Source organism: Massiliimalia timonensis (genome assembly GCF_900186585.1).
Classification (GTDB): domain Bacteria; phylum Bacillota; class Clostridia; order Oscillospirales; family Ruminococcaceae; genus Massiliimalia; species Massiliimalia timonensis.
In genome coordinates, this window is sequence record NZ_FYDD01000004.1 from 721,648 (window position 1) to 746,376 (window position 24,729).

Here is a 24,729-nt window from a genome sequence, read left to right on the forward strand (position 1 = left end):
TAAATGGAAAAGTTGGAGAAGGCGTCGGATTTGAACGGATCAGAAGAATTACCGGTTACTTGGTTGGTACGGTAGACCGCTTTAATAACGGCAAACGTGCAGAAGAACATGACCGTGTAAAACACTCCTTAAATACCGAACAGGAAAGAATCTAACTAAAAAAATGCAGCCGTTTTGATCTGTGATTGAAACGGCTGTTTTTATGAAAAGAGGAGTAACGATGACAGTACGTATTGCAGGCATTGTCCGGGAATCTATCGTTGACGGCCCGGGGATCCGGTTTGTAGTTTTTACCCAAGGATGCCCCCATCATTGCCCTGGCTGCCATAATCCGGAAAGCCACGACCCAAAGGGTGGATATGATTGTGAGATCGACAAGATCATGACCGAGATCGAAAAGGACCCCCTTCTCAAAGGGGTCACCTTTAGCGGAGGGGAACCATTTATGCAGCCGGAGCCCTTGGCGGAGCTGGCACAAAAAGTTAAAGAACATGGCCTGGATCTATTTATTTATACTGGTTTTTTGTTTGAGGATCTGCAAAAGCGCCAGGATGCGGCAACGGACAAGCTGATCTCCCTGGCGGACTATATTGTAGACGGCCCGTTTTTGTTGGAGGAACGGAGCTTGGAGTTAAAATTCCGGGGCAGTAAAAATCAACGGATGATCGACGTAGCAAAAACACTGAAAGCCGGCCGGGTAGTGACCGCGGAGGAAGGATAATGACAATTGCAGTACGTCCGGCAAAGCAGCAGGACTTACCGGAACTGGTGGAATTATACCAGCAGCTGATTGGTGAAAAAGAGGAATTGGCAGAAGTACAAAAGCGGTTCGCCCGGATGCAGGAGGACGCTAAAGCGACCGTTTTAGTTGCAGAAGATACAGCATTGCACAAGGTCGTGGCAACGGCAATGTGTATTTTCTGTCCCTCACTGATCATGGGAGGGCGGCCTTTCTTGGTGATAGAGGACGTTGTGGTATCCCAGCAGTGTCGAGGGCAGGGGATCGGAACGATTTTGTTTGAGGAGATCGACCGCTTGGCACAAAGGGAGGGCTGCTCTTATTCGATGCTGGTTTCTTCTGACTTCCGGAAAGAGGCACATCAGTTTTACGGGAAAGCTGGATTTCAGGACCCGGTGAAAGGATTCCGGAAAATCTATGGAAAAGGATAAAAATGCCGCAGGGAAATGTTCCCTGCGGTCTTTTTTTAACAAAAATAGGAAATTGGAATAGGATACTATAATGAAATGAAAAAGGGCGGTGGCATGATGCCGGTATTTTCTGTCTGGCTGGAAGCGCTGTTATTGGTGATCGCCGTATCGGTAGATGCGTTTGTAGCCAGCTTTTCTTATGGTATGAACCGTATTAAGATCCCAACCTCCTCCAGATTTTTGATCGATTTGATTTGCAGTGGCTCGCTGGTAATTTCCATGCTGTGCGGGACAGCACTGGGAGCTGTTCTGCCGCAGGAATGGATCCGTCTGCTTTGCTTTTCGATCCTCTTTATCCTGGGGCTGATAAAGCTATTTGACGGGATGATCAAAACATGGATCTCCCGCAGGAAGCACACCAAAAAACAACTGTCTTTCCATTTGTTTTCCCTACATATGATCTTGCAGATCTATGCGGATGCCACAGAAGCAGACTGTGACAGTTCCCGTACCCTGTCCCTTTCAGAAGCAGCTGGGCTTGCTGTTGCCCTGTCCTTAGACAGTATTGCGGCCGGGGTGGGGGTAGGCGCAAATTCTGACGGGATTTTCATTACGGCGGCCATGGCTTTAGCGGCTGGCTTTTTGGCGGTTTGCTGCGGAGAATACCTTGGCAAAACGCTCCGTAAAAAGATCCAATGGGATCTTTCTTGGATCAGTGGGGCGCTGCTGATTATTTTGGCATTCTGTAAGCTGTAACCATCTTTTTATTCCTGAATATACTGATAGCAGGGGAAACCCTAAATTTTTCAGGATAAAAGGAGCGACGTCAATGGACGACATATGTTCCATGGATCGAATGAGGGAGGGGCAGACTGCCACCGTGACGGGGATCGAATTAACAGGCAGCATGCGCAGAAGGTTACAGGATATTGGGATCATTGAAGGGACCAACATCAAATGTCTGCAAAAAAGCCCAGCCGGAGACCCGATCGCGTACTTAATTCGAGGGGCGGCCATTGCACTGCGAATTGAAGATTCCAGTGGGATTTTGGTAAGACCGTAACAAACGGGCAGGCGTCTTACAGCATGATAAGAGGCCTGCCCGTTATGATATAAGAAAAGGGATGATAACAGATGGGATTGACCGCAGGCTCTACTGGAAAACACGCAGTGGACCAGGGGCTGATTATTCAAAAACAAACCCCGCAGGACCGGGTCATTGCATTGGCAGGCAACCCTAATGTGGGGAAAAGCACTGTTTTTAATGAATTGACTGGGATGAACCAGCACACAGGGAACTGGCCCGGAAAAACTGTGAGCAATGCGCAAGGCAGTTATACATATCACCGCCAAAATTATATTTTAGTGGATCTTCCCGGGACTTACTCTTTGATGTCGCACTCTGTGGAGGAAGAAACAGCACGCGATTTTTTATGCTTTGGCGAAAGTGATGCAGTGGTTGTGGTTTGCGACGCTACCTGCTTGGAGCGAAATTTAAATTTGGTACTGCAAACGATGGAGATCACCACCCAGGTGATCGTTTGCGTGAACCTGATGGATGAAGCAGAAAAAAAGAAGATCTGCGTTGATTTGGCAGTTCTTCAGGATTTATTGGGCGTGCCGGTAGTTCCCGCAAGCGCACGCAGCGGAAAGGGCTTGGACCTTTTGATGCGCACGATCGAACAGGTTTGCAGCGGAGAGCTTTGCCCCACTCCCTTGCGTGTCACCTATCTGCCGGCCCTGCGGCAGGCGGCTGGGCTGATCAAAGAAAGGCTTGCTACAAAGGAATCAAAGATTTCCGCTGACTGGGCTTCATACAGGCTGTTAGAACAGGATCAGGCCTTGACTGAGAAGCTGACGGCGTGCTTTCAGCTTACCGATGCAGAACAGGCTGAGCTGGAACAATGCATAGAAAAAGCAAAAGCCCAACTGGCCGAAAAAGGGATCGATGAGGATCACATCCAGGACAAAATAGTATCCTGCATCGTCTTGATGGGAGAGGGGATTTGTAACGACTGTGTACATGATAACAAAGACTGCAGCGACAGCCGGGACCGAAAGCTGGACCGTATCCTGACCAGCCGTTTAACCGGGATCCCTATCATGATTTTACTGCTGATGGGTATTTTCTGGCTGACCATTACTGGGGCGAATTACCCCTCTCAGCTGCTTTCTGACGGATTGTTTTGGATACAGGACCGGCTGACAGATCTATTTCACTGGCTCAATGCCCCAGAGTGGCTGCACGGGGCACTGGTGCTAGGGGTGTACCGGGTGCTTGCTTGGGTAGTATCGGTGATGCTGCCGCCAATGGCCATCTTTTTTCCGCTATTTACCTTGCTGGAGGATTTTGGGTATCTGCCCCGGGTCGCGTTTAATTTGGATCATTACTTTAAAAAGGCAAAAACCTGCGGAAAACAATCATTAACAATGTGTATAGCATATACAAATTTGTAATCAGATGCGCCAGTTAATAGAAACCTCCTTTCCGTCAATATATATAGTCTCAATCAGTTCAGCAACATAGATCCGCTTCTTTTCTACAGATTGGGTCCGCATGTACTGAATCTGTGATACCAACTGTTTAAACCGCTCGATTCGTTCCTTGACGCTCATTTGCCGGCGGTTTTCTTTTGCCTGGTTTTCCAGCTTTTCTTTTTCCACCTGCAATGAGTGAACGCGTTCCGATATTTCCGAGATGGGGAGAGTACCGATCTGATATAGATCAAGCAATCTCTTGATCTGCTGGTCTATCTTTTCGATTTCAGCTTGAAAGGAGGCTTCGTCAACAGCAGAAGGCTGCTTGACAGAGGAAACTACCTGATTCAAACGATCATCATCAATACTCATATGCTCTATTTCGTCAAAAATAAGTTCGTCTAGATCGGAGATCTTCCACTTATCGTTTTTGCAGTTTGGGTCGATCACCCGCTTTGGGCTGCTTTTAGACCGGGAATAACAGGTGTAATTTCCATGCTCTGCTGAAAACTTAGCCCCGCAGCGCTTACAAAACACCAAGCCGGACAAAGTAAACCCTGCCTTAAACGGTGTTTTTTGCGCGGTCGTTTTTCGTGATTCCCGTTCTTCGGAGTTGAGATACTGCTGGACGCGCTCAAACTGTTCCCTGCTGATGATGGGAGTATGAAGTCCGGGATAAGCAACGCCTTTAAACTTTACCATGCCTATGTACACGGAATTTTTCAAAACATTTAAAACTAATGTGGCAGAGCCCCAGCCGCCGTATTTTTCGTGCATTTGCCGCTGGATGGAATTGATGCTTTTCCCGTTGAGAAATTCCCGGTATACCTCCTGTACCTGCTGTGAGGTGACAGGGTTTACAATCAGCTTCCCGTCCTTATAATCATATCCAGTGGGCGCGGTGGGACCGCCGTGGTAATACCCCGCTTTGCTGCGGCCGATCCGTCCCATGGTAAAGCGTTCTGTGATCTGATCTTTCTCCAGTTGGGCGAACACCGACAATATCCCGATCATCGCCTTTCCGAATGGGGTAGAGGTGTCAAAATTCTCATTGAGGGAAATGAAGTCCACGCCGTTTTTTAAAAAGTGGTCTTCGATGATATTCAAGGTATCCTTCTGCGAGCGGCTTAAACGGTCTAATTTATACACCAGTACTGCATTGATCTTGCCGCTTTGAACATCTGACAATAATTTTTGCAGGGCGGGGCGCTCCATATTCCCGCCGGAGTATCCGCCGTCGATATACATATCGTATATTTCGTAATCTTTTGACTTACAGTATAATTTTAACCGTTCTGTTTGTTCCTCGATACTGTAGTTTTCAAGCTGGTTTTCGGTAGATACCCGCGCATAACAGGCAACGGCCATATTTTCCAGACGGCTCGCCTCCCTCATCTAAAATAGCTTATAAAACCCCCTAAAAAGGCGGCCCTTGTGTCCGGCGACAGCACATTTTGCTGAAACGCTCATTCGGTTTCACAAGGATACGGCATCGCTTTATCTGCAATTCCATTATAGGCCGCCTTTGGCGTTTCGTCAATGAAAATTTTTACTCTTCCGCTTTCCCAAGGCAAAACCCGGTGAAAAATCACCGGGCGAAGATGGCTATTGATTGATCCTTTCATGGTTTGCGTATGCAAGCTCCTGCAAAAATCGGTATAGCTGCTGGATGTTGTATTTTTTGGGAAATTCAAGTTTTTTTTCTGCGATAGAAACCCCGCCGTTCGCTTTAAAATACGGAGAAGAAATATAGTGGATATTGATTTCGCTGTCATCAAGGCCGAAGCCGGATGTTTCAGCGGAAACATGGATTACACTGCTTAAATTGATCGAGTCTACACGCATTTTTTGCCCTGTGGCGCCCTGCTTGTCAAAGTCGATGATGCGTTTGTCAGTGATCAGCACAACGTCGCGCACTAACTTGAAGCCTACATTGATCTTTTCATTAGTCATTAAATACGCACCGTATTCCTGCATCAAGGCCTCCGGCGACATTTCATTAAGATTGCCAGCGGCTCCGCTGATTTTGTCTAAAAATCCCATTATAATTCCTCCTAATATTTTATGCCGTAATGAAACGGAAAAATTGACATCGTTTTATTCTTCCGCCTTTTCCACAACAACCGCGGTGGCGCTGGCAATTACTGCGATGATGTTGTTATAGATCAGCGGATAATCAAAATCCACGCCGATCAAAGCGTTGGCGCCTAAGTCAACTGCTTTTGAGATCAGCTTGTTTAAAGACGAATCTTTTGCCTGTTCAAATTTCTTTGCGAATTTATCTGTTTCAGTTCCCAAAAGATTTGCGACACTGGCAGAAAATTCGCTGGCAAATCCAGTTCCCAAAACCGTTTCAGCCGAAATCACTTTGATGTATTTGGTAATACGCCAGCCCTCGAAATTAAAGCCGGAGGTCATCATATAGTTAGAAATTTGGTTTTTCAATTCAACTGCATTTTCATGTTCCTGAAAATGAGAATCGCATTCAGAAACAATTTGATGGATTCCGCTTCTGACTGATGAAGACACATTTTCGGATACAAAAGAAAGAAATTCCTCTTTACAAACCTTATATTTTTCAAAATCAGAACGTGAGGACACGATACATTTCTGTTTTCTGTTTTCACAATCAGTGCAGATACGCTCTTGTAGGTGTGTTGATGAAAGAGGATAATCCGAGGCAAATCCACTTTGTTTTTTTCCGCAAATGCTGCAAATAATTGCCATATTAACACTTCCTTTCCTCTTCTGCTGGGACAAAACAAATTTGTTAGATCTGGATTCATTCTAAAAGTGGTCGAAATCGACTGGTTTTAAAGAAAGATCGGTTTCTGTCCGTTTTTAGTTTTGCTTGCCGGCATAGTATTTCCTCCTGTTCTGCTTGGAAGTAAAACGCGTTAACAGATTGATACGCGCATCATCAATATAATGATAATAATATATTACTACAAAAAATATACTATTTTCTTTCATTTTCTCCTAAAATTTTACAAAATATGGCAGAAAACGACCCGAAATTGTTGAAAACATTTTAAGATAAGGTTGAAAAGAAATGTCAAGTTACGAAAAGTAGAAATATTTTCCTATTTTTACTACAAACTGACGATTGCGTTTTTCGGGATACAGTGATATAATAAAACCACAACAGCAAACAGAACAAATGTTCGACATATAATAAGGGGAATCAGAATGGACAATTTTAGTGAGTTGAAAAATGAAACAAAAGAGGAACTGATTGCGTATTTTATGGAATTGCTTGCCTATGCAAAAGAAACAGGTATTATTGCCCCTTCCCGCCATTCTGATCAGAAATAATCTTTTGCAAAGCAAGAATCGCTTGAATAATTTGCTCCTTATCCATTTGCCGGAGCAGTTTAATAATTTCCTCTTCAGACTGTGTTAAATCAATCCCTTCAACGCTGGTTTCAGTGTTGGGGGTATTTTTTTCTTCCCAGCCCATCAGGTAGGCCGGGGTAGTATGAAAAATTTCCGCAAGGCGAGCAATGGTGCGTTGTTTTAAGTTTTTAATTTCCCCACTTTCATACCGTTGTACGGTAGCCTCTTTTACGCCAATGAGATCGGCGACTTCTAATAGGGTCATTTGGTTTTCTAATCGTTTGAGTTTGATCCGCTCTCCTATTGTCATGTGTTTCACCTCAATTCTCTTACCTACATTATAGCTATTTTTTTCTCAAAACGCAAGATTTTTTCAGGAAAACGGGGAAAAACTTTCGCAAAAAGTATTGACAGGGTGGGTGCGGCGTGATATAATAACTTACGTAAAAAGAAAGTTGTTGGAGGTGAGGAAAGCATGTATTATGTTGATATTCCAGAATTAAAAGCTCAAATGGCAAGAAAAGATTATAACATCACGACTTTTTCCCAGAAAATGGGGGTTTGCCGCGAAACAGTTTCCAGAGTTTTAAGCGGAGAAAACCCTACTTATCCATTTATGTGTAAAAGTATGGAGGTTCTTGAACTATCCAAAGAGCGTGCGATGAATATTTTTTTTGCTTCAAAACTTACGTAAAAAGAAAGAATTAAAGAGGTTTCAGAAGCACAAGCGAAGCAGAACCAAAAAAACAGCCGCCCTTGTATTGGAATTACAAGAACGGCAGAGTCCCGGTCATAAGCGCTACTTTTCAAAGCTGCTTTTATTTGTAATATGCTGCGATGTATTTTGTCGTTCAGCCTGTTCGGGTAGATACGCCTTGCACCGGCAAGAAGTGTCCCAGGGTAACTTTATTTGAAACTTTCGGCACCATGAAGGAACGTACTGCGCACCATGGTAAGAATTGTAAAACGGCTTATAAAGCTTCCTTTTACAATAATCACAATTTATGCAGTTTAATCTTGGCCCTTCAATTTTAAGCAGCTCTTTTTCTTTTTGATTTCTTTTTCGATAATTCATAAAAGGAAAAATGAATAACTCCAAAATCACAGGGAGAATCCACAAAGCGTTGATTGCAACACACAGGATAAGATCTAAAGGACTCATCATTATGTCAAAACCCTTTCTGTCATTTTTTTACATATTATCATATGCGGCAGTAGGATTTTGTCAAAAAAGAGAGAAAGAATTTATTTTTTCTCTTATTTTATCAAAAACAGGGGGAAAGGAGGGGTACGAGGTGAACGTTGGGCAGGTGATCCGGGAAAGGCGTTTGGCAAAAAACATGACACAGAAAGAACTGGCGGAGCAAGTACAGATCACCCAGCCCATGCTGTGCCAGATCGAACGGGGGACAAAAACCCCAACGGTCCTGCTGGCGTGGGAGATCGCAAAGGCGCTGGGATTTGAACTGAACGATTATGCTTCACAGGAAGCATAGGACAAATCCGGCTTATCATAATCTGAAGGGAGGTGATGATCATGGCAAGAAAGGTAGTTCTTTCCTCCGGCAAGGTGGCTTACGTGACCAATATCATGGCTGACGGTACGGTGAGGGATTCCATGGAGGGGTATACGCTTCCTTACAATGAAAAAACCAAGCGCATTTATCAGCACTTGGCGGATATGTATTTTAATTTTGTCGCGGAGCATGGGGAAGAACTGGAAAAGGAATGGGAAGAAAAAGAAAGGACGTGCAAAGATGCAGGAAGTACTGACAGCCCTGGTTAGCGGCTTGATCTTTGCCGGGTGGATACCGGCATGTGTGATGATGGACAAGCTGAAAAAGGGCAGAAAAAAGCTTCGCCCGGTTCTGACACAACCAAGACGAAGCACACAAAATGTAGTATACATACAGGATACACCAAAGGGGGCGTAAAGTCAAGTGGAAGAGATCGGATACAACCGGCACGGCGATGATTTGCCGGAGCCTGCCCCGAAGCTTGTGAGAATGGCAGAAGAATGCGACCGCCTTTCGGCTGAAAGGGATAAGCTTATGGAAGAAAAGAAAGATTGCGAGGCATTTTTGAAGGAGCTTCGCCTTTTGGACATGGATACGAAAGAAAAAATCCTGTCCGAATACGAGGAAAAAATTGAAACCTGCGCTGAAACATATCGGGCGATCAGCCAAAGGCTTTACGAATTGGGGTATTCGGCATGAACCTACAGCACAGCGGGGCAATGTACGTAGGGTACTGGAACGGATATGAATATCGTATTCCCGCGAAAGCATTTGTTTGCTTTTACTGCGACCTGTGCGTGAAAACGCCGATCCATCAAGCGTGGTTCTGCTTCGCGAACGGGTATTGGCTGTATCACATTGACAAACAAAGGGGGCCGATGTGCCCGGTAGAATGGAGACTTGACGATGAAAGTTAATTTGAATATGGAAGAAACGCGGGAAGAACGGGACCATTCCAGCGCCCGGAGCCTGCTGCGGAGGCTCGAAAGGGGAAAGGAAGCAGACCTTACGTTCAGGAAGGAGATGGAAGGATGGGAATACCGGTATTGATCCTTGGGGAATCGGGTTCCGGGAAAAGCAGCAGCTTACGGAATTTTGAAACGGACGAGATCAGCATCTTTAATATTGCGGGAAAGCCGCTTCCGTTCCGGAAAAAGCTGTCCAAGGTAACCACAAGCGATTACAAAACCATCATGGCCGGGTTGCAGCAAAGCCGAAAAAAGGTGTTCGCGATTGATGACAGCCAGTACTTGCTTTGCTTTGAATTATTTGACAAAGCAAAAGAAACCGGCTTTCAAAAGTTTACAGATATGGCGGTAAACTTTTACCGTTTGATCCAATTTATCATCAAATCCCTGCCGGAGGACGTGGTGGTGTATTTTCTGCATCATGTGGAAACCACGGCGGAGGGAAAGACAAAAGCCAAAACCGTTGGAAAGATGCTGGACGAAAAGCTGACGGTGGAGGGGCTGTTTTCGATTGTACTGTTGTGCCAAACAGACGGGCAGCGCCATTATTTTGCGACCCAAAGCGACGGGTACACCACGGCCAAAAGCCCGATGGGGCTGTTTGAAAGCAATGAAATTGACAACGACCTGAAAATGGTAGACCAAAAAATACGGGAATATTGGGAAATATAGGAGGAACACAGAATGTACAAGCCAAGAAATTATGAATCGACGCAGGAATTTGGAACCTTTGAACCATTGCAGTTAGGCGGGCATGTCTGCAAGATCTGCAAGGTGACGGAAACAACCTCCCGGAACGGGAAACCGATGGCGGTGATCTGGCTGGACATCGCGGAAGGGGAGCAGAAAGGGTATTACGCCAAGATGTGGCAATCCGGCGACCGGAACAAGGAAAAATGGCCGTGCGCCGTTTACCAGCTGGAAGAGGACAGCAATGGAAATACCAATATGGGATACAAAACTTTTCTGGAGGCAGTAAAGCGATCCAATCCCGGGTTTGATGAAAACAGGCTGTGGGCTGACAACGGGAACGATTATCTGAAAAACAAGCTGATCGGCGGGGTATTTGGCCGGGAGCAGTATGAAAACAACCGGGGGGAATTGAGGTTTTCTACCAAATGCATATATTTCCGTGATGTTGAAACCATCAGAAAAGGGGTAGAAGTGCCGCCGGACAAGCTGTTAGAGGGCGCAAAGCCGCCCGTTTCCGACCCATTGAGCGATTACGAGCCGATCGTGACAGATGATGACGATATGCCGTTTTAAGAGTAAAATCAAAGATTTAACTCTGGAGTTTGCGCTTTTGCGGCAAAAAGCAAGCCGCAAATCCGTGAAAGCCGGAACCGCGCAACGTCCCGCAAGAGGAAATCCCGCAAAGGAGAACGAAAGATGGCGTATGACAAAAAGACTTTTTTAAAAAGGGTCACCGTGTTAGTTGATACCAGAGAGCAAAAGAACCAGCATATCCTGTCGGCTTTCGATCAGCTGCATGTGAAGTATCAGGACACAAAGCTTGATTACGGGGATTATTCCTTTTCGGTAGACGGGAAGGATTTTTCCCTTTCCTGTGTGGTGGAACGGAAAGGCTCGGCGGATGAGTTTTATTCCAATATCACGCAGGACCGCCAGCGGATCGAAAAAGAGTTTTACGCGGCCAGCAGCATGGGGACGGACTTCACGCTGCTGGTGGAGGGGTGCGAGAGTATGGAGGCGCTGCGGGGTGTCGAGGTGCCGGAATGGGAGCTGGCGCGCCTGCACCGGAAAGAAAAGGAGATCGGGAAGATCTGCTATTCCACCATTTATTCCTGGATGTGCGGCAACCGCTACCAGTTCCACCCGGTATTTATTTTGGACAGCCGGCAGACCGCGTTAAAGCTTTTAGAGATTTTTTACTGGTACTGGCACAACTACAAACGGCTGACCGCCAGCAGGAGGAACCGAAAATGCTAGAAAACGGATTTGTAAAACTGCACAGGAGCCTGCTGAAATGGGAATGGTATGATGATTTAAACACCTTTAAGCTGTTTATGCACCTGCTTTTGACGGTGAATTATTATGACAGGCAATGGCGGGGAAAGACCGTCAAAAGAGGCTCGCGAATTACCAGCTATGCGATACTTGCGAAAGAAACAAAGCTGTCAGTAAAATCGGTCAGGACTGCAATCAAACACTTGATTTCGACAGGCGAGGTGGCAAAGGTATCAAATTCTGAATACACCATAATTACGGTAAATAATTACGATAAGTACCAAGACGCGGCAAACGAGCAGGCAGGCGAGGGGCAAGCAAAGGGCAAACAAGGGGCAGGCGAGGGGCAACAAAGTAAGAAAGATAAAGAAAGTAATAAGAATGAAAAAGAAGGGCCGCCCGTGCCGGCTGATGCGCCGGACGGTGCGGCTTATGAGATGACAAGAGAGGAACGGCTGGAAAAGATCAAGCGGTTAAGGCGATAACATAGAAAGCGGGGCTTTCTCAGCGTTTTGCCCTTTTCAGCCGGACAGCGCGGCTGAAATTTGGCTTCCGCTAAAACCGGGCAATTCCGCAAATAAGGAACATAGAAAGCGAAGCTTTCACGGCGAGTTGCGCCGCCGGCAATAAGGACAGCCGGCGTTTCAGCAGGCTGAAAACCGCACAACATCGCCAAGGCCGGGCGATTGGAGGCATTTATGAGTTATGAACTAAAGCAATCGGACATATTGGATTTAGCCCACACCCTGGACGGCCGCACCCGCCAAAAAGGGGACGAGCTGTTTTTTCAGTACTGCCCCTACTGCCACGGGGGGCAAAGCCGGGACAAAAACACCTTTTCCGTGAATCTTCAGACTGGGACGTTCCACTGCTTCCGTTCCTCCTGCGGAAGGTCGGGGCACTTTGTAGAGCTGGCCCGTGACTTTGGCTACCAGCTGGACTTTGGGGAAAACTGGCGGGAAAAGAAATTTAAACGCCTGCCTCAAAAGGAGATCACCGTCCGCGACCCCGCGGTGGAATGGCTGAAAACAAGAGGGATCAGCGAAGAGACAACGCGGCTTTACCATATCACGACGCGGAAGAAGGACAAAAGCGTTTTGGTGTTCCCGTTTTACAACGAAAACCATGTGCTGGAATTTGTGAAATACCGGAACACCGACCCCCAGCGGATCAAAGACCACGGCAAAGAGTTCTGCGAAAAGGACACCAAGCCGATCCTGTTCGGAATGGACCATTGCCAAGGGTTTGAAAGGCTGGTCATTACCGAGGGGCAGATCGACAGCCTGACATTGGCCGAATGCGGTGTGAGGAACGCGGTGAGCGTTCCAACAGGGTGCAAGGGATTCACCTTTTTAAACTACATATGGGACTGGATCACGAAGTTTTCGGAAGTGGTGGTATTTGGAGATCACGAAAACGGGAGGATCACCCTGCTGGACGAATTGCAGAAAAAACTTCCGATAAAAGTAAAGGCGGTTCAACCGAAAGACTATTTGGGCGAAAAGGACGCAAACGACATTTACCAAAAGTACGGCAGGCAAGCGATTCTGACAGCGGTAGAAAACGCCCAGGTGGTGCCGGTAAAGTGCGTGAAGCGTCTCAGTGATGTGAAAAGCGTGGATTTATCAGCCTTGCCGAAAATAGAAACCGGTATTGTTGAATTGGACAAGCTGATCGGCGGCCTTTATTTTGGACAGGTCATTTTACTGACTGGGAGAAGAGGGGAAGGAAAATCGACCTTTCTTTCCCAGTTGGCGGTAGAAGCGATTGATAAAGATTATCCGGTGTTTCTTTACTCCGGAGAGTTAGCGGATTATCATGTGAAAAATTGGATGGATCTCCAGAGCGCGGGGCCGGATCATATTATCATTCACCAAAATAAGTATGAACAGGAATCCTTCTCTCTGGACAACGACACAATAGAAAAAATAAACCGGTGGTATGGAGACCGGGCATATATTTTTGACAATACGGTTTTAGACGCGGACATGGAAGAAACAGAGAGCTTGACAAAGACGATCGAAAGCAGCATTCAGCGGTATGGGATCAAAATGGTCTGCATTGATAATCTGATGACCGCAATGGACGCTATGCCTGGCGAGGACTTTTATCAGGCGCAGTCCCAGTTTGTGAAGCGGCTGAAAAAGCTTGCGGTGAAATATGACGTGGTGGTGATCTTAGTTGCCCACCCAAGGAAAACGAAAGAAGCAATTTCTAACGACGATGTTTCCGGCTCGTCTGACATTACCAACCGTGTCGACGTGGTGCTGTCCTATTCCCGGAATGAAAAAAAGTCTGAAGATATGCCGGACCAGTGCGACAGCAAGCTTTCCGTTTTAAAAAACCGGCTGACTGGGCGCCTTACCAGAGCTGGGAAAGAAATAGAACTATTTTACAGTAATATGTCAAAGCGGGTGACATCACTGGAATCGCCGGAGCGTACTTATCGCTGGGAAATAAACGAGCGCAGCGAACTGCTCAATCTGGACGAAATGAAGCTGTTTGAAGCGGAAGAGTGGGAGGACCTGACAGATGAACTTTGAGGAACTGGAAAAGCTGGTGATAAAAAAGGCTCCTCTTCCCATGTCTGGAAGGTATGAAGAAACAGTGTGCTTTTTGGCGCTGCGCGGGCTTTACACCAGCCTTGCCGGCAAACGGATTACAAAAGAGCAGGCAGTGAAGGAACGGGTACAACTAAAAAAGGAATTTTATCACATGTGCTGGCTGCATGACCGCTACGCGGCCGCGCTGGCGCAGTATCAGGAGTTTTTACGCCTGGCGGGAAGATACCGCCCGGAGATATTAGGCGCGCTGGAACGGCACGCGGAGCCGGCAGAAGCGATGCGGCTGATGGCGGACTGCATTGCTTCGCTTTGCCAGGACAAGGTGTTTGCGCAGCGGGCAGTAAAGTTATTGGAGGAACAGGATGCAAAGAAAGAGATGTAAAGCGTGCGGGAGAAGCTACTACGGCCACGGGAACAGCTTTTACTGCAAGGACTGCCGCGGGGAGATGGAGCGAAGCCTGCGCCGGAAACGGACAGGGTACGACCCGATGGGGTGGTACAAAAAGATTGTAGCGGACCAAAAGGCGGGGAAATACTCCGGTGTAAAGGGCGCTAAGATCAACAGCGATTTTTCTAAAATAGACCGAAAACACGCAAGGGGGAATGAACGATGACAAATCAAGAATTAGAACAGATGATAGCATATGAAAATCAGGCCAACAGCAATGCGAACAGCGCGCAGCGCTGGCAAAAGCAGGCGCAGGAGCTTGAAAGGGAATTGGAACAGGTCAAGGCGGAGCTGGAAAGCCTGAAAGGGGAATAGCCATGTACGAAACACTGACGTTCCGGGCGAAAGAAGCGGATCAGGAAATAAAGTCAGACGCGGGGAAATGGAGGATCACCCTAGTGCCGCCGCAGATCATCTTTGACATTGCCGAGGTACGGGAATACGGGGTGAAAAAATACAAGGACCCGGAAAACTGGAAACGGGTGGAAAAGGCGCGGTATGTCAACGCGTTGTTCCGGCACCTGTTTGTGTGGCTTACAAGCCCATATTCCAGCGACCGGGAAAGCGGGATCAGCCATTTAAAGCACGCGGCCTGCAATATGGCTTTCTTGTGCGAGCTGCAAGCCCGTGAAGAAAAGGAGCTGGAACGCTTGGAAGAGGAGATCACGGCATGACGGGGGAAGAACGGATAAAAATCCGTAAGGGGCAGATCATGCTGTGCCGGGTGTTGATTCAAAAGGCGCTGGCGATGAAAGACCAACGGATCGCTTGGAGAGAACAGGAAGCCATGCGATACGAAGCGATGATCGAAGGCTGGGAAAGGGAGATCGAAGAACTTGAAAAACAAAACGGACAATCCTAGGAAGTTTATCAACCGTGTGATTGGTACGGCGAGCGGGAAAGACCGGAGCAAAGCCGGGAGGAGGAAAAAGAGGAAATGAGGGAATGGATCGCATGATTCGTAAGCTGATTGCCGTTCCCATTGGCTTTATCGGGATCGGGGTCATCGTTCTGGGCGTTTTGATCGAGGGGCTGGCAGAAATGATTTTGAGCGCGGGGGAGGGATAAAAGTGCCAAATTATGGGGCTGAGATCATCTGCCCATTTTTTATTGCATTATATGATACAAAAAATTCTTACCGAATCGTCTGCGAGGGGCTTTGCCCGGAGGCGAGCACCGCAATAGGATTTCGTCAAAAACAGGCGATGAATGAATGGCGGCACCGATATTGCCTGACGTTTCATTATAAAACCTGCCCTTACGCCAAGGCGCTGGCCAAGCAATATGAACAGGAGGAAAAGAAATGAAAACGATGGAAGAAAAATGCTCTGCCGCGGCCTTGCGCATCAAGGAACTGAGCAAGAAGCTAAAAGCAGCGGAACACTTGCTGGAGATAAAACAGCAGCAGCTTGTAAAAGAACAGGCCCGCTTAGCGGCAAACTTACAATTCACTGCCTATTTTATCTGTAAGGCAGGAAAAACCCAGATCCCTTATGACGAGCTAAAAAGCGCGGCCGCGGACAGGGTGCGGATGCGCTATGACCCGGACAAGCGGGTGATTACTGCGCAATACCTGGAAGATAAGGATAAAAAAGACTGAAAAGGGCGATTTTGAACCCCCGACCCTGTAAGATATAGGGAGAGGTGATCATTTGGCAGATTGGGCAAAAATCAAAACAGAATATATCACCACCGTTTCCAGCTACCGGAAGCTGGCCAAGAAGCACGCGGTTTCCCTAAAGGCTTTGGCAATGCGGGCAAAGGACGAGGAATGGACCAAGCTGAGAAGGGATTTTCAGGACAAAACCACTACAAAAATAGTACAAGAAACATCAGATATTTTAGCCGAGGGCCAGGCCGGGCGCTTAAAACGGATTTTACAGATTGGGGACGAGGTGCTTGTCTGCTTGCAAAAGGCGGTGGGTGAGCTTTCAAACGAGGAAAAAATTGATACCTATCGTGCCCGCCAGATCGTGCAGTCATTAAAGGATTTAAAAGAGATACAAACGGCTGATGAAAAGGCTGACAAGCCTCAGGCCGGCGGTGTGGTGATCCTTTCCCAGGTGCTTTCTGAACAGGAAGGGGAATCGATGTGAAACAGGTGATATGGTCGCCGCAGCCACAGCAGGCGCGTTTTATGGAGCGTCCGGAATACGAGTGTTTATACGGCGGCGCGGCCGGCGGCGGAAAATCGGATGCGCTGATTGCGGAGGCTCTGCGGCAGGTGGAAATTCCGCATTATAAGGGGTTGATTTTGCGGAAAACCTTTCCGCAGCTATCGGAATTGATCGACAAAAGCTTATCCCTTTATCCCAAGGCATATCCGGGGGCGAAATACAACAGCACTGCCCACACATGGACCTTTCCTTCCGGGGCGAAGATCATATTTGGCAGCTTAAACCATACCCAGGACAAAATCAACTACCAGGGAAAAGCATATGATTTTATTGGCTTTGACGAATTGACTCATTTTACCTTAGAAGAATACATGTACCTATATTCCAGAAACCGCCCGAACGGCCCGGGAACGCGGGTGTATATCCGGGCGACCACCAACCCCGGCGGGATAGGGCACGGCTGGGTAAAGGAACGGTTTATTACCCCGGCGCCGCCTATGACCACGATCCAAACGGAGGTAGAGGTAGCGCGCCCAGACGGCAGCCGGGCGTTGATGAAGCGGAGCCGGGTATTTGTGCCCGCCACAGTGTTTGACAATAAAAAGCTGCTGGAAAACGACCCGAACTATCTGGCAAACCTTGCCATGATGCCGGAGGCGGAAAAAAACGCCCTGCTTTACGGAAGCTGGGACAGCTTTGACGGGCAGGTGTTTACCGAATGGAAAAACGACCCGGCGCATTATGACGACCAGCGGTTTACCCATGTGATCCGCCCGTTTTCCATCCCAAAGGATTGGAAGATTTACCGGGGGTTTGACTTTGGGTATGCAAAGCCCTTTTCGGTGGGCTGGTACGCGGTAGACCACGAGGGAAGAATTTACCGGATCAAGGAATTTTACGGCTGTACGGGAACCCCTAATGTAGGGGTGCGGTATGAGCCGGCTAAAATTGCTGGGGAAATCAAACAGGCGGAGCAGGACGACCCTATGCTTCGGGGGAGAAAGATCATTGGGATTGCGGACCCGTCCATTTTTGACGAGAGCCGGGGGGAATCGGTGGCGAGAATGATGGAACGGCAGGGCGTATACTGGGAGCCGGGGGACAACACCCGCATTGCCGGGAAGATGCAATACCATTACCGGCTGGCCTTTGACAAGGAGGGAATCCCCATGTTTTACACCTTTTCCACCTGCAAGCACTTTATCCGCACGATCCCGGTGCTTGTTTATGATCAACGGCATGTGGAGGACGTCGATTCCTCGCAGGAGGATCACATTTACGACGAGTGCCGGTATGTTTTTATGGAACACCCAATTTCCCCGCGGCAGAACGAGCCGCCCGTACAGGAGCTTTTTGACCCGTTGGAGCTGCACCAAACGGGCCGGCGGGACCCATATACATTTTACCGGTTATGACAGGAGGAGCACAGATGGCAAAATCTACAACAAAGCGGCAGCCAAAACAGTTGCCTGAACAGACAGCGGAAGCTGCTGCGGCTTATGAAACCCCAGAGGCCGCGCCCTTGCAGGAGGAGCAGGCAGCCCAGCCCTTACAAATGGGGCAGGAGCCCCAGCAGGCCCTTGTTCAAGGCATGGGGGCAGAAGCGGCGCCCCAGCCGGAACTGGTGAGCCTGATGGCGCAGGGGCGGAACATGCCCGACGAGCTGCTGGCGCAAAAGGCTGCTTTAGATATGCAGAGTGTGCCTACCGGTAAGGAGGGCGTGATCGGCAAAGAACAGGTGCGCGAAGCCGCGCAGATTTTAGAAAAATACAAACAGGGAAAACGCAACCTGGAGACCAGAATCATTGATAATGAGCAGTGGTTTAAGATGCGTCACTGGGAGCAGATCCGCAATAAGGGAAAGCCCCAAAACCCAAACGACCCTCAGCCCACCTCTGCGTGGCTGTTTAACTCGATTGCCAATAAGCACGCCGACGCCATGGATAATTTTCCGGAGCCGAACGTACTGCCCAGAGAGGAATCGGACAAGCCGGACGCGGACATGCTAAGTAAAATTCTGCCGGTGGTATTAGAGCACAATGATTTTGAGCAGACCTATTCCGACGCGTGGTGGTACAAGCTGAAAACCGGCACCGGGGTATACGGTGTATTTTGGAACCCAAAGCTGGAAAACGGGTTAGGGGACATTGATATTAAAGAACTGGATCTATTGAACCTGTTTTGGGAGCCGGGAATTACGGATATTCAAAAATCCCGCCACTTTTTTACGGTGGAGCTGGTGGACAATGACCTGCTGATGGAGCAATATCCCTTTTTAAAAGGGAAGCTTTCTTCCCCTGCGATCGACGTAGCGGAATATATCAGTGATGATTCGATTGACACCTCCCAAAAATCGGCGGTGGTGGACTGGTATTACAAAGTACAGCGCGAGGGCAGAACAGTGCTGCACTACTGCAAATACTGCGGCGACGAGGTGCTTTACGCTTCGGAAAACGACCCGTCCTATGCCGAACGGGGCTTCTACGACCACGCCAAATATCCGGTGATTTTTGACACCATGTTTGTAGAGGCGGGCACCCCGGCGGGGTTTGGCTACATTGACATCATGAAAGACGCGCAGATGTACATTGACAAATTAGATCAAATTACCATGCGCAACGTATTTTTAATGAGCAAGCCCCGCTTTTTTATCCGGGACAACGGCACTGTCAACGAGGAGGAATTTGCAGACTGGTCCAAGGATTTTGTACACTGCACGTCCGGGCTGGGGGAGGATTCGATTCGGCAGATTGTGGTTTCCCCGCTGACAGACCTTTGCGTAACCGTGAAAAACATGAAGGTGGATGAGCTTAAAGAAACCTCTGGCAACCGGGACTTTTCGCAGGGGAGCACCACCTCTGGGGTGACGGCGGCCTCGGCCATTGCCGCTTTGCAGGAAGCGGGCAGCAAATTATCCCGCGATATGATCAAATCCAGTTACCGCGCGTTTAAGCAGATTGGGTATTTGTGCATTGAGCTGATCCGCCAGTTTTACGACGAACCGCGCAGCTTCCGGATCATCGGGCCGCAGGGGCAAAACGAATATGTGCACTATGACAATACCAGAATCCGTCCGCAAAACCAGGGGACTGCCTTTGGGGTGGATTTGGGATACCGACGGCCTGTTTTTGACATTGAAATTACCGCGCAGAAAGCTTCGCCGTTTAGCAAAATCGCGCAGAACGAGCTTTCCAAAGAACTATACGGCATGGGATTTTTTAACCCGCAGCTTGTTGACCAGGCTTTGATTGCCATTGATATGATGGATTTTGACGGGAAAGAGATGGTGCTGCAAAAAATCTCTCAGAACGGCACGCTGTACCAGCAGGTGCAAAAATTGCAGGAACAGATGCAGAAAATGGCGATACTGGTAGACAACGCCTATGGGTCGAGCGTATTTGATAACCTGACGGGCGCTATTGGACAAAAACAGCAGCAGGCAAAGGACGCAAAGCGCGGCAAGGCAGACAATACGGTGATTGAAACGGACGCGCTGGGCAAAGCGGTGAAAACCTCTAAAAACAATACGGCTTCCACAGCAAAGGACAGGGCGCAGGATACCTCGAACCCGAAATAAGGGGTTGACGTCAAGATGACAAGGGTGACTTTTTTGAAAAGCGGCCGGGAGATCACGCTAACCGCCGCAGGACATGCCGGCTACCGGGACGGGGAGGACATTGTTTGCAGCGCGGTTTCTATTTTGGGGTTTACCCTGATGAACCGGCTGGAGCGTTTTGGCATGGGGGACAGGCTGGACGTCTTTTATGAGCCGGGGCGGTTAGAGGTGACCGCCCGCCCGGAGGAAACAGACCGGGAACGGATAGAGGGTGTATTTGAAACGATTTTGACCGGGTATGATTTGCTGGCCCAAAGCTATCCGGCGCATGTGACCTTGGAAAGGAGAGAGGCGAATGACGGTAAAGGAAGCGATTGACGCGATAGACCTGTTAAAGCCGAACCAATTTGACGAGCAGATGAAAACAGCCTGGATAAGCCAGGCAGAAGCCTTGGTGCAAAACGAGGTGCTGTCTTACCACAAGGAGGAAGAGCTTGTCCCCGCCATTTATCACTATCCGCAGGACGCGGGAACAGTTTTACTGGTTCCGGAGCCGTATTCCGACCTATATGTGAAGTATTTGGCGGCGCAGATTGACTTTGCCAACGCGGAGTTTGGCCGTTACAATAACGATATGATGCTGTTTAACACGCTGTATGCGGCGTTTCAGAACGATTACCGCCAAAAGCACCTGCCAAAGCAGGGGCATTCGTTAAACCACATTGGCGGGTAGGGGGGACAGGGTTTGATTTTACCGCAGCTTTCAGAGGCGTCCGCCGGGAAAAGCACGATGGTGGACTTTAAGGGCTATAACCACAAGCTGTTTATTGCAGACGGGGAATTTTACGAGATGCAGAACATGACGGCCGACTATTACCCGGTATTGTCGCCCCGCGCTCCCCGCGGCACCAAGCTTCATTTAGAAAAACCAAACGGGATTTTTGCAAAAGAAAAGCTGATTTGGGTGGACGGCAACAAGTTTTATTTTGGCGGGGAATATCAATTTGACGTGGAGGACAGCAAAAAAAGCTTTGTTTCCATGGGCGCTTATGTGATCATTCTGCCGGATAAGCTTTACTACAACACCGCCGACGGCACCCACGGGACGCTGGAAAACCGCTTTGAAGCCACGGGGGAGGTCCGTGTTTCACAGGTAAAGGCAGAATCCGGCATTGGCGCGGATTCCACCTATATAAAGATTGAAGCCGAAGGGATTGGCGCGGGATTTTCCCAGTATGACGGGGTGGAGATTTCGGGCTGTACCCAAGAGGATTTAAACAAAACCGCCATTTTACAGGAAGTGGAAGAAAATGCCCTGACTATTGTGGGGATCGTTGCAGAGGACTTTACCCAAACCGGGGGACTAATCGTTCACCGGAAGCTGCCGCCGATGGATTTTGTGACAGAAAGTGAAAACCGGCTGTGGGCGTGCTCCAGCGAAAAGCATGAGATTTACGCCAGCAAGCTGGGCGACCCGAAAAACTGGTACTGTTACGAGGGGATCTCTACCGACAGCTATGCCGTTACCGTGGGCAGCGACGGGGATTTTACCGGCGCGTGTACCTATTTAGGAAATATTTTGTTTTTTAAAGAGGATACCGTTCACAAAATTTACGGTTCACAGCCCTCAAACTTTCAAGTGATGTCCTCCTCGATCAGAGGGGTCGCCAAAGGTTCGGAAAAAAGCCTTGCAATCGTCAACGAAACCCTTTACTACCAATCGCGCAACGGAATTGTAGCCTATGCGGGCAGCGCGCCGACCAAGATTTCGGAAGCGTTGGGAGAGGAGGCTTACCATTCTGTTCATGCCGGCGCGATAGGAAACAAATACTATGCTTCGATGTGCCGCGGGGAAAACGAGTGGCACCTATTTGTATGGGACGAGGGAAAAGGCATGTGGCACCGGGAGGACAACACCCACGCGCTGGGATTTGCCGCGCTTTCGGGCGAGCTTTATTACTTGGACGCGGACACAAGCTGCCTGAAAACCGTGGTGGGAAACGACCCGGAAGAGGTTTTTTGGCTGGCGCAGTTTGGGGAATGGAACGATTCCTCCTTTGATAAAAAATATATTTCCAAAATTCAGGTAAACGCCCAGCTTTCAGAGCACGCCACACTGGAAATTGCCTTAAAGACCGATTCCGCGCCGTTATGGGAAACGGTTTACCGGGTAACCAGCAGCGAAAAACGCACCTATACCATTCCGATCCTGCCGCGCCGGTGCGAACGGTTTCAGTGCCGGCTTTCCGGGAAAGGGATGTGCAAGATTTTTTCGATTGCCAAAACAGTGGAATTTGGGAGTGAACGCTAATGGCGAATTTTGGATTCAATTTACAGCTTCCGGACATCAGTGAGGACGACCTGCAAAACAGGCAGGCGATTTTAGCGATTAAAAACCAGCTTTACGCGCTTCAGGAGCAGTTGCGGTACACCTTTGGGAATTTGAATTTTGCGGATAATTTTGGGTCGACAGTATCGCTGGGCGGGAAGAACAATTCCGCCGGGGTGCTGGAGATCAAAAACGAGCGCGGAAACGTAATGGTGCTGCTGAACAAACAGGGGATCACCATGTCCAACGGGACGGATATTTTTGGGGCGGCAGGGCTTTTGTCCAGCTTTCAGTACACCTCGGGAAATTGGCAGAATTTGGGGTATACCTACCAGCCCAGCAACGGGTATACGGTACGCAGGCCGCTGACCTTTATGGTGGAGATCCCGGAAAATTTTCAGGTGAAAAGCGCGAAGATCACCCTGTACCATGCGCTGCGGGAGATGACCGTTTATTACACCAATCCCAGCGACCCAACAGGGGCGCCCAAGCGGGAAACCTTTTTTGGTTACGCCCGCAATGTGAAATTATACCGCGCGACAGGCTTTTGGAGCTACCGGGAAAAGATCACCTACAACTCGGATTCTACCGGGAAACCTGCCGAGCCTGCGGCCGAGGAGGTGGCGGGCGCGTTTGGAGAAGACGGATATACGCCGCCGACGCCAGACCCAGACGATGTACAGACCCTACAGGTAGACCGGGCGACAAGCGGGGATATTTCTGCTGTGTTAAAGCCGGGGATCAACCATTTGATCCTGCAAACTGGGAACAAAGATCCGCTTGCAGAGGGAGCCGGCGGAGATTTAGACGGATTTGAGGTGCGGGAGGAAACGCAGACGGGGACTGTTATTGCAGTGCTGGACATTACCGGGTATATGAAATAAGACGACCATGCGCCGGAGGGGAGAACCCTTCCGGTGCTTTTTCATGGTGAAGAGGGCGAAAAAAGAGTTTTGATTTGTTACGCTAACCTTAACAGGAATTTCAGTGAGGAAGATTCGTGTGAAAAATACCGTTTCACACCCCATTTTTGTGCCTTTTAGGCAAAAAGCAAAGCGGCAATCGGCTTCGCCGACCGGCACAAATTCCGAAGAAAGGAAGGATTGATTTTTATGGCAAAATTGAAATATGACAAAACAGAAGAAACCTTATCCGCGCAAAAGGATTTTGAAGCGGCCAAAGACCGATTAGATGAAATAGAAGCGCAAAAACCGGGGGATTATAAACCGTCTCAGGAAGTAAACGACGCCAAGCAAAACGCGCAATCGGCCGCGGATAAATTGCAGCAGATTGAAAACCAAAAACCAGGCGCTTATGAAAGCCAGTATTCCAACCAGATTGACGAGCTTTTAAACAGTATTTTAAATCGGGAAGATTTTACCTATGACATCAACGCCGACCCGCTATACAACCAATACCGGGAACAGTATGTGCGGGAAGGGAACAACGCCATGCGCGACACCATGGGGCAGGCAGCCGGTCTTACCGGCGGGTATGGGTCTTCTTATTCCGGGATTGCGGGGAGCCAGGCATACGACAGCTACCTGCAAAAATTAAACGACAAGGTGCCGGAGCTATACCAGCTAGCCTATCAAAAATACCGCGATGAGGGCGACGATCTTTACAACCAGTTGGGCGTTGTCCAAGGGTTGGAGCAGGACGCTTACGGAAGATACCGGGACACAGTATCCGACTGGCAGGGAGACCGGGATTATTATGCCGGGCGGTATGACGCTGCATTAAACCAATCGAACTATCTATCGGAACAGGATTACCAGCGTTACCAGAACATTATGAACCAGTATAATACCGACCGCGAATACTATGCCGGACGGGTGGACGCTGCCGGGAACCGCTATGATACCCGTTCTGAATTAGACCACGCATATGCACAGCTTGCACAGAATATGAGCCAGTTTAACCAGCAAATGGCGCTGGAAAACAAGAAATTAGAAGAAACTATCCGGGCTAATAAGGCACAGGAGGCATTGTCCCGCGCACGTTTAAGCAGAAGCAGCAGCAGCGGCAGCAGCGTCAGCAGTTCCGTGAATCAGGCGCTGAAAAACGCGGCAAATGTTGTAGCGGCGGGGAGCTTGGGAACTTCAGCCAAAAACGCGGCGAAAGCAGCCTCGAACTTGGCGACAAAGGCCTATGTCAATCAGGCAAAGGAACGAGTGGTTTTGGGGTCTAAGAACCAGGCTTACAACTATATCAAGGGGTTAAACGTTTCGGCAAGCGTAAAACGTGAGATCGCCTTACAGGCTGGGTTAGGCCCAGTCAGCTTTTAAATCCAGGGGGA

At 48.7% G+C, this 24,729-nt stretch carries 38 protein-coding genes and 1 pseudogene; 35 read left to right on the plus strand and 4 right to left on the minus strand.

Features of this window, described 5'->3' with window-relative positions:
* Nucleotides 1-20: 20 nt before the first annotated feature.
* The 6 genes and pseudogenes from nrdD to CIB36_RS11225 all read left to right on the plus strand — a co-directional run.
* Nucleotides 21-155 (plus strand): annotated as a pseudogene (gene nrdD, locus CIB36_RS11200) (anaerobic ribonucleoside-triphosphate reductase); the annotation flags it as partial.
* 65 nt (nucleotides 156-220) lie between these two features.
* Nucleotides 221-721 carry an anaerobic ribonucleoside-triphosphate reductase activating protein gene (gene nrdG, locus CIB36_RS11205; RefSeq protein ID WP_093989623.1) on the plus strand — a complete coding sequence of 167 codons (501 nt, stop codon included), beginning with the start codon at nucleotides 221-223 and terminating at the stop codon, nucleotides 719-721.
* Nucleotides 721-1,170 (plus strand): GNAT family N-acetyltransferase, encoded by a 450-nt coding sequence (locus CIB36_RS11210; RefSeq protein WP_093989624.1) that lies wholly within the window; start codon nucleotides 721-723, stop codon nucleotides 1,168-1,170. The genes nrdG and CIB36_RS11210 overlap by 1 nt, the downstream gene beginning before the upstream one ends.
* A 75-nt stretch (nucleotides 1,171-1,245) precedes the next feature.
* Nucleotides 1,246-1,905, plus strand: coding sequence for a manganese efflux pump (locus CIB36_RS11215; RefSeq protein ID WP_093989625.1), 660 nt, complete (start codon nucleotides 1,246-1,248; stop codon nucleotides 1,903-1,905).
* A 73-nt stretch (nucleotides 1,906-1,978) separates the two neighbouring features.
* Nucleotides 1,979-2,212 (plus strand): FeoA family protein, encoded by a 234-nt coding sequence (locus CIB36_RS11220; protein ID WP_093989626.1) that lies wholly within the window; start codon nucleotides 1,979-1,981, stop codon nucleotides 2,210-2,212.
* Nucleotides 2,213-2,283: 71 nt separating this feature from the next.
* Nucleotides 2,284-3,606 carry a ferrous iron transporter B gene (locus CIB36_RS11225; RefSeq protein WP_093989627.1) on the plus strand — a complete coding sequence of 441 codons (1,323 nt, stop codon included), beginning with the start codon at nucleotides 2,284-2,286 and terminating at the stop codon, nucleotides 3,604-3,606.
* Here CIB36_RS11225 and CIB36_RS11230 read toward each other — a convergent pair whose 3' ends face one another.
* From CIB36_RS11230 to CIB36_RS13335, 3 genes are all read right to left on the minus strand, one after another.
* Nucleotides 3,607-5,022 (minus strand): recombinase family protein, encoded by a 1,416-nt coding sequence (locus tag CIB36_RS11230; protein ID WP_229408239.1) that lies wholly within the window; start codon nucleotides 5,020-5,022, stop codon nucleotides 3,607-3,609.
* Nucleotides 5,023-5,232: 210 nt separating this feature from the next.
* Nucleotides 5,233-5,670: a PH domain-containing protein gene (locus tag CIB36_RS11235; RefSeq protein WP_093989629.1), complete on the minus strand. Its 438-nt coding sequence runs from the start codon at nucleotides 5,668-5,670 to the stop codon at nucleotides 5,233-5,235.
* 54 nt (nucleotides 5,671-5,724) lie between these two features.
* Entirely contained in the window at nucleotides 5,725-6,072 is a 348-nt protein-coding gene (locus CIB36_RS13335) for a YbjQ family protein (RefSeq protein WP_158662673.1), read from the minus strand.
* Nucleotides 6,073-6,816: 744 nt separating this feature from the next.
* Here CIB36_RS13335 and CIB36_RS13615 point away from each other — a divergent pair.
* On the plus strand, nucleotides 6,817-6,942 hold the full coding sequence (locus CIB36_RS13615) for a hypothetical protein (protein WP_267872663.1): 126 nt from the start codon (nucleotides 6,817-6,819) through the stop codon (nucleotides 6,940-6,942).
* Here the strand turns inward: CIB36_RS13615 and CIB36_RS11245 are convergent.
* Nucleotides 6,908-7,273 (minus strand): helix-turn-helix domain-containing protein, encoded by a 366-nt coding sequence (locus CIB36_RS11245; RefSeq protein WP_093989631.1) that lies wholly within the window; start codon nucleotides 7,271-7,273, stop codon nucleotides 6,908-6,910. The two genes, CIB36_RS13615 and CIB36_RS11245, sit on opposite strands and share 35 nt — an antisense overlap.
* A 165-nt stretch (nucleotides 7,274-7,438) precedes the next feature.
* On the opposite strand from CIB36_RS11245, the gene CIB36_RS11250 reads away from it, so the two are divergent.
* The 28 genes from CIB36_RS11250 to CIB36_RS11365 all read left to right on the plus strand — a co-directional run bounded on the left by CIB36_RS11250 (nucleotide 7,439) and on the right by CIB36_RS11365 (nucleotide 24,718).
* Nucleotides 7,439-7,657 (plus strand): hypothetical protein, encoded by a 219-nt coding sequence (locus CIB36_RS11250; protein ID WP_093989632.1) that lies wholly within the window; start codon nucleotides 7,439-7,441, stop codon nucleotides 7,655-7,657.
* 601 nt (nucleotides 7,658-8,258) lie between these two features.
* Nucleotides 8,259-8,459 (plus strand): helix-turn-helix transcriptional regulator, encoded by a 201-nt coding sequence (locus tag CIB36_RS13340; protein ID WP_158662674.1) that lies wholly within the window; start codon nucleotides 8,259-8,261, stop codon nucleotides 8,457-8,459.
* Nucleotides 8,460-8,500: 41 nt separating this feature from the next.
* Nucleotides 8,501-8,749, plus strand: coding sequence for a BOW99_gp33 family protein (locus CIB36_RS11260; protein WP_093989634.1), 249 nt, complete (start codon nucleotides 8,501-8,503; stop codon nucleotides 8,747-8,749).
* Nucleotides 8,721-8,897, plus strand: a complete 177-nt coding sequence (locus tag CIB36_RS13345) for a hypothetical protein (RefSeq protein ID WP_158662675.1) — start codon at nucleotides 8,721-8,723, stop codon at nucleotides 8,895-8,897. Before CIB36_RS11260 ends, CIB36_RS13345 begins: the two co-directional genes overlap by 29 nt.
* A gap of 6 nt (nucleotides 8,898-8,903) precedes the next feature.
* Entirely contained in the window at nucleotides 8,904-9,179 is a 276-nt protein-coding gene (locus CIB36_RS11265; RefSeq protein WP_093989635.1) for a hypothetical protein, read from the plus strand.
* On the plus strand, nucleotides 9,176-9,397 hold the full coding sequence (locus CIB36_RS11270; RefSeq protein WP_093989636.1) for a hypothetical protein: 222 nt from the start codon (nucleotides 9,176-9,178) through the stop codon (nucleotides 9,395-9,397). The genes CIB36_RS11265 and CIB36_RS11270 overlap by 4 nt, the downstream gene beginning before the upstream one ends.
* The gene (locus CIB36_RS13350) at nucleotides 9,387-9,530 is read left to right on the plus strand and encodes a hypothetical protein (protein ID WP_158662676.1); all 144 of its coding nucleotides are present in this window, start codon (nucleotides 9,387-9,389) and stop codon (nucleotides 9,528-9,530) included. The genes CIB36_RS11270 and CIB36_RS13350 overlap by 11 nt, the downstream gene beginning before the upstream one ends.
* Nucleotides 9,512-10,120 (plus strand): AAA family ATPase, encoded by a 609-nt coding sequence (locus CIB36_RS11275; RefSeq protein ID WP_093989637.1) that lies wholly within the window; start codon nucleotides 9,512-9,514, stop codon nucleotides 10,118-10,120. The genes CIB36_RS13350 and CIB36_RS11275 overlap by 19 nt, the downstream gene beginning before the upstream one ends.
* 12 nt (nucleotides 10,121-10,132) lie before the next feature.
* Entirely contained in the window at nucleotides 10,133-10,714 is a 582-nt protein-coding gene (locus CIB36_RS11280) for a hypothetical protein (RefSeq protein ID WP_093989638.1), read from the plus strand.
* Between the two features lie 123 nt (nucleotides 10,715-10,837).
* On the plus strand, nucleotides 10,838-11,398 hold the full coding sequence (locus tag CIB36_RS11285; protein ID WP_093989639.1) for an ERCC4 domain-containing protein: 561 nt from the start codon (nucleotides 10,838-10,840) through the stop codon (nucleotides 11,396-11,398).
* The gene (locus tag CIB36_RS11290) at nucleotides 11,392-11,901 is read left to right on the plus strand and encodes a helix-turn-helix domain-containing protein (RefSeq protein WP_093989640.1); all 510 of its coding nucleotides are present in this window, start codon (nucleotides 11,392-11,394) and stop codon (nucleotides 11,899-11,901) included. The genes CIB36_RS11285 and CIB36_RS11290 overlap by 7 nt, the downstream gene beginning before the upstream one ends.
* Nucleotides 11,902-12,114: 213 nt before the next feature.
* Nucleotides 12,115-13,959: a DnaB-like helicase C-terminal domain-containing protein gene (locus tag CIB36_RS11295; protein ID WP_093989641.1), complete on the plus strand. Its 1,845-nt coding sequence runs from the start codon at nucleotides 12,115-12,117 to the stop codon at nucleotides 13,957-13,959.
* Nucleotides 13,949-14,362: a hypothetical protein gene (locus CIB36_RS11300; RefSeq protein WP_093989642.1), complete on the plus strand. Its 414-nt coding sequence runs from the start codon at nucleotides 13,949-13,951 to the stop codon at nucleotides 14,360-14,362. Before CIB36_RS11295 ends, CIB36_RS11300 begins: the two co-directional genes overlap by 11 nt.
* Nucleotides 14,343-14,594 carry a hypothetical protein gene (locus tag CIB36_RS11305; protein ID WP_093989643.1) on the plus strand — a complete coding sequence of 84 codons (252 nt, stop codon included), beginning with the start codon at nucleotides 14,343-14,345 and terminating at the stop codon, nucleotides 14,592-14,594. The genes CIB36_RS11300 and CIB36_RS11305 overlap by 20 nt, the downstream gene beginning before the upstream one ends.
* The gene (locus CIB36_RS13355) at nucleotides 14,591-14,743 is read left to right on the plus strand and encodes a hypothetical protein (RefSeq protein ID WP_158662677.1); all 153 of its coding nucleotides are present in this window, start codon (nucleotides 14,591-14,593) and stop codon (nucleotides 14,741-14,743) included. The genes CIB36_RS11305 and CIB36_RS13355 overlap by 4 nt, the downstream gene beginning before the upstream one ends.
* Before the next feature lie 2 nt (nucleotides 14,744-14,745).
* Entirely contained in the window at nucleotides 14,746-15,102 is a 357-nt protein-coding gene (locus CIB36_RS11310) for a dATP/dGTP diphosphohydrolase domain-containing protein (RefSeq protein WP_093989644.1), read from the plus strand.
* Nucleotides 15,099-15,290, plus strand: coding sequence for a hypothetical protein (locus CIB36_RS11315; protein ID WP_093989645.1), 192 nt, complete (start codon nucleotides 15,099-15,101; stop codon nucleotides 15,288-15,290). The genes CIB36_RS11310 and CIB36_RS11315 overlap by 4 nt, the downstream gene beginning before the upstream one ends.
* Nucleotides 15,291-15,373: 83 nt before the next feature.
* The gene (locus CIB36_RS13620) at nucleotides 15,374-15,496 is read left to right on the plus strand and encodes a hypothetical protein (protein ID WP_267872664.1); all 123 of its coding nucleotides are present in this window, start codon (nucleotides 15,374-15,376) and stop codon (nucleotides 15,494-15,496) included.
* A gap of 2 nt (nucleotides 15,497-15,498) precedes the next feature.
* Entirely contained in the window at nucleotides 15,499-15,735 is a 237-nt protein-coding gene (locus CIB36_RS11320; protein WP_093989646.1) for a hypothetical protein, read from the plus strand.
* On the plus strand, nucleotides 15,732-16,028 hold the full coding sequence (locus tag CIB36_RS11325) for a hypothetical protein (RefSeq protein ID WP_093989647.1): 297 nt from the start codon (nucleotides 15,732-15,734) through the stop codon (nucleotides 16,026-16,028). The genes CIB36_RS11320 and CIB36_RS11325 overlap by 4 nt, the downstream gene beginning before the upstream one ends.
* A gap of 52 nt (nucleotides 16,029-16,080) precedes the next feature.
* On the plus strand, nucleotides 16,081-16,524 hold the full coding sequence (locus CIB36_RS11330) for a hypothetical protein (RefSeq protein ID WP_093989648.1): 444 nt from the start codon (nucleotides 16,081-16,083) through the stop codon (nucleotides 16,522-16,524).
* A gap of 41 nt (nucleotides 16,525-16,565) precedes the next feature.
* Entirely contained in the window at nucleotides 16,566-17,960 is a 1,395-nt protein-coding gene (locus CIB36_RS11335; RefSeq protein ID WP_093990020.1) for a terminase large subunit domain-containing protein, read from the plus strand.
* 14 nt (nucleotides 17,961-17,974) lie between these two features.
* Nucleotides 17,975-20,122 carry a portal protein gene (locus tag CIB36_RS11340; protein ID WP_229408240.1) on the plus strand — a complete coding sequence of 716 codons (2,148 nt, stop codon included), beginning with the start codon at nucleotides 17,975-17,977 and terminating at the stop codon, nucleotides 20,120-20,122.
* Nucleotides 20,123-20,137: 15 nt separating this feature from the next.
* Nucleotides 20,138-20,479, plus strand: a complete 342-nt coding sequence (locus CIB36_RS11345) for a ribosomal-processing cysteine protease Prp (protein ID WP_093989649.1) — start codon at nucleotides 20,138-20,140, stop codon at nucleotides 20,477-20,479.
* Nucleotides 20,457-20,834: a hypothetical protein gene (locus CIB36_RS11350; protein ID WP_093989650.1), complete on the plus strand. Its 378-nt coding sequence runs from the start codon at nucleotides 20,457-20,459 to the stop codon at nucleotides 20,832-20,834. Before CIB36_RS11345 ends, CIB36_RS11350 begins: the two co-directional genes overlap by 23 nt.
* A gap of 12 nt (nucleotides 20,835-20,846) precedes the next feature.
* Nucleotides 20,847-22,412, plus strand: a complete 1,566-nt coding sequence (locus CIB36_RS11355) for a hypothetical protein (RefSeq protein ID WP_093989651.1) — start codon at nucleotides 20,847-20,849, stop codon at nucleotides 22,410-22,412.
* Nucleotides 22,412-23,314: a hypothetical protein gene (locus CIB36_RS11360; RefSeq protein WP_093989652.1), complete on the plus strand. Its 903-nt coding sequence runs from the start codon at nucleotides 22,412-22,414 to the stop codon at nucleotides 23,312-23,314. The genes CIB36_RS11355 and CIB36_RS11360 overlap by 1 nt, the downstream gene beginning before the upstream one ends.
* A gap of 228 nt (nucleotides 23,315-23,542) precedes the next feature.
* Nucleotides 23,543-24,718 (plus strand): hypothetical protein, encoded by a 1,176-nt coding sequence (locus CIB36_RS11365; RefSeq protein ID WP_093989653.1) that lies wholly within the window; start codon nucleotides 23,543-23,545, stop codon nucleotides 24,716-24,718.
* Nucleotides 24,719-24,729: the final 11 nt, after the last annotated feature.

What these genes read in the sequence shown, in the direction of transcription:
- nrdG (WP_093989623.1), top strand. Translation starts at nt 221, where the DNA reads ATGACAGTACGTATTGCAGGCATTGTCCGGGAATCTATCGTTGACGGC.
- CIB36_RS11210 (WP_093989624.1), top strand. Translation starts at nt 721, where the DNA reads ATGACAATTGCAGTACGTCCGGCAAAGCAGCAGGACTTACCGGAACTG.
- CIB36_RS11215 (WP_093989625.1), top strand. Translation starts at nt 1,246, where the DNA reads ATGAAAAAGGGCGGTGGCATGATGCCGGTATTTTCTGTCTGGCTGGAA.
- CIB36_RS11220 (WP_093989626.1), top strand. Translation starts at nt 1,979, where the DNA reads ATGGACGACATATGTTCCATGGATCGAATGAGGGAGGGGCAGACTGCC.
- CIB36_RS11225 (WP_093989627.1), top strand. Translation starts at nt 2,284, where the DNA reads ATGGGATTGACCGCAGGCTCTACTGGAAAACACGCAGTGGACCAGGGG.
- CIB36_RS11230 (WP_229408239.1), bottom strand. Translation starts at nt 5,022, where the DNA reads ATGAGGGAGGCGAGCCGTCTGGAAAATATGGCCGTTGCCTGTTATGCG.
- CIB36_RS11235 (WP_093989629.1), bottom strand. Translation starts at nt 5,670, where the DNA reads ATGGGATTTTTAGACAAAATCAGCGGAGCCGCTGGCAATCTTAATGAA.
- CIB36_RS13615 (WP_267872663.1), top strand. Translation starts at nt 6,817, where the DNA reads ATGGACAATTTTAGTGAGTTGAAAAATGAAACAAAAGAGGAACTGATT.
- CIB36_RS11245 (WP_093989631.1), bottom strand. Translation starts at nt 7,273, where the DNA reads ATGACAATAGGAGAGCGGATCAAACTCAAACGATTAGAAAACCAAATG.
- CIB36_RS11250 (WP_093989632.1), top strand. Translation starts at nt 7,439, where the DNA reads ATGTATTATGTTGATATTCCAGAATTAAAAGCTCAAATGGCAAGAAAA.
- CIB36_RS11260 (WP_093989634.1), top strand. Translation starts at nt 8,501, where the DNA reads ATGGCAAGAAAGGTAGTTCTTTCCTCCGGCAAGGTGGCTTACGTGACC.
- CIB36_RS13345 (WP_158662675.1), top strand. Translation starts at nt 8,721, where the DNA reads ATGCAGGAAGTACTGACAGCCCTGGTTAGCGGCTTGATCTTTGCCGGG.
- CIB36_RS11270 (WP_093989636.1), top strand. Translation starts at nt 9,176, where the DNA reads ATGAACCTACAGCACAGCGGGGCAATGTACGTAGGGTACTGGAACGGA.
- CIB36_RS13350 (WP_158662676.1), top strand. Translation starts at nt 9,387, where the DNA reads ATGAAAGTTAATTTGAATATGGAAGAAACGCGGGAAGAACGGGACCAT.
- CIB36_RS11275 (WP_093989637.1), top strand. Translation starts at nt 9,512, where the DNA reads ATGGGAATACCGGTATTGATCCTTGGGGAATCGGGTTCCGGGAAAAGC.
- CIB36_RS11280 (WP_093989638.1), top strand. Translation starts at nt 10,133, where the DNA reads ATGTACAAGCCAAGAAATTATGAATCGACGCAGGAATTTGGAACCTTT.
- CIB36_RS11285 (WP_093989639.1), top strand. Translation starts at nt 10,838, where the DNA reads ATGGCGTATGACAAAAAGACTTTTTTAAAAAGGGTCACCGTGTTAGTT.
- CIB36_RS11290 (WP_093989640.1), top strand. Translation starts at nt 11,392, where the DNA reads ATGCTAGAAAACGGATTTGTAAAACTGCACAGGAGCCTGCTGAAATGG.
- CIB36_RS11295 (WP_093989641.1), top strand. Translation starts at nt 12,115, where the DNA reads ATGAGTTATGAACTAAAGCAATCGGACATATTGGATTTAGCCCACACC.
- CIB36_RS11300 (WP_093989642.1), top strand. Translation starts at nt 13,949, where the DNA reads ATGAACTTTGAGGAACTGGAAAAGCTGGTGATAAAAAAGGCTCCTCTT.
- CIB36_RS11305 (WP_093989643.1), top strand. Translation starts at nt 14,343, where the DNA reads ATGCAAAGAAAGAGATGTAAAGCGTGCGGGAGAAGCTACTACGGCCAC.
- CIB36_RS13355 (WP_158662677.1), top strand. Translation starts at nt 14,591, where the DNA reads ATGACAAATCAAGAATTAGAACAGATGATAGCATATGAAAATCAGGCC.
- CIB36_RS11310 (WP_093989644.1), top strand. Translation starts at nt 14,746, where the DNA reads ATGTACGAAACACTGACGTTCCGGGCGAAAGAAGCGGATCAGGAAATA.
- CIB36_RS11315 (WP_093989645.1), top strand. Translation starts at nt 15,099, where the DNA reads ATGACGGGGGAAGAACGGATAAAAATCCGTAAGGGGCAGATCATGCTG.
- CIB36_RS13620 (WP_267872664.1), top strand. Translation starts at nt 15,374, where the DNA reads ATGGATCGCATGATTCGTAAGCTGATTGCCGTTCCCATTGGCTTTATC.
- CIB36_RS11325 (WP_093989647.1), top strand. Translation starts at nt 15,732, where the DNA reads ATGAAAACGATGGAAGAAAAATGCTCTGCCGCGGCCTTGCGCATCAAG.
- CIB36_RS11335 (WP_093990020.1), top strand. Translation starts at nt 16,566, where the DNA reads ATGGAGCGTCCGGAATACGAGTGTTTATACGGCGGCGCGGCCGGCGGC.
- CIB36_RS11340 (WP_229408240.1), top strand. Translation starts at nt 17,975, where the DNA reads ATGGCAAAATCTACAACAAAGCGGCAGCCAAAACAGTTGCCTGAACAG.
- CIB36_RS11345 (WP_093989649.1), top strand. Translation starts at nt 20,138, where the DNA reads ATGACAAGGGTGACTTTTTTGAAAAGCGGCCGGGAGATCACGCTAACC.
- CIB36_RS11350 (WP_093989650.1), top strand. Translation starts at nt 20,457, where the DNA reads ATGACGGTAAAGGAAGCGATTGACGCGATAGACCTGTTAAAGCCGAAC.
- CIB36_RS11360 (WP_093989652.1), top strand. Translation starts at nt 22,412, where the DNA reads ATGGCGAATTTTGGATTCAATTTACAGCTTCCGGACATCAGTGAGGAC.
- CIB36_RS11365 (WP_093989653.1), top strand. Translation starts at nt 23,543, where the DNA reads ATGGCAAAATTGAAATATGACAAAACAGAAGAAACCTTATCCGCGCAA.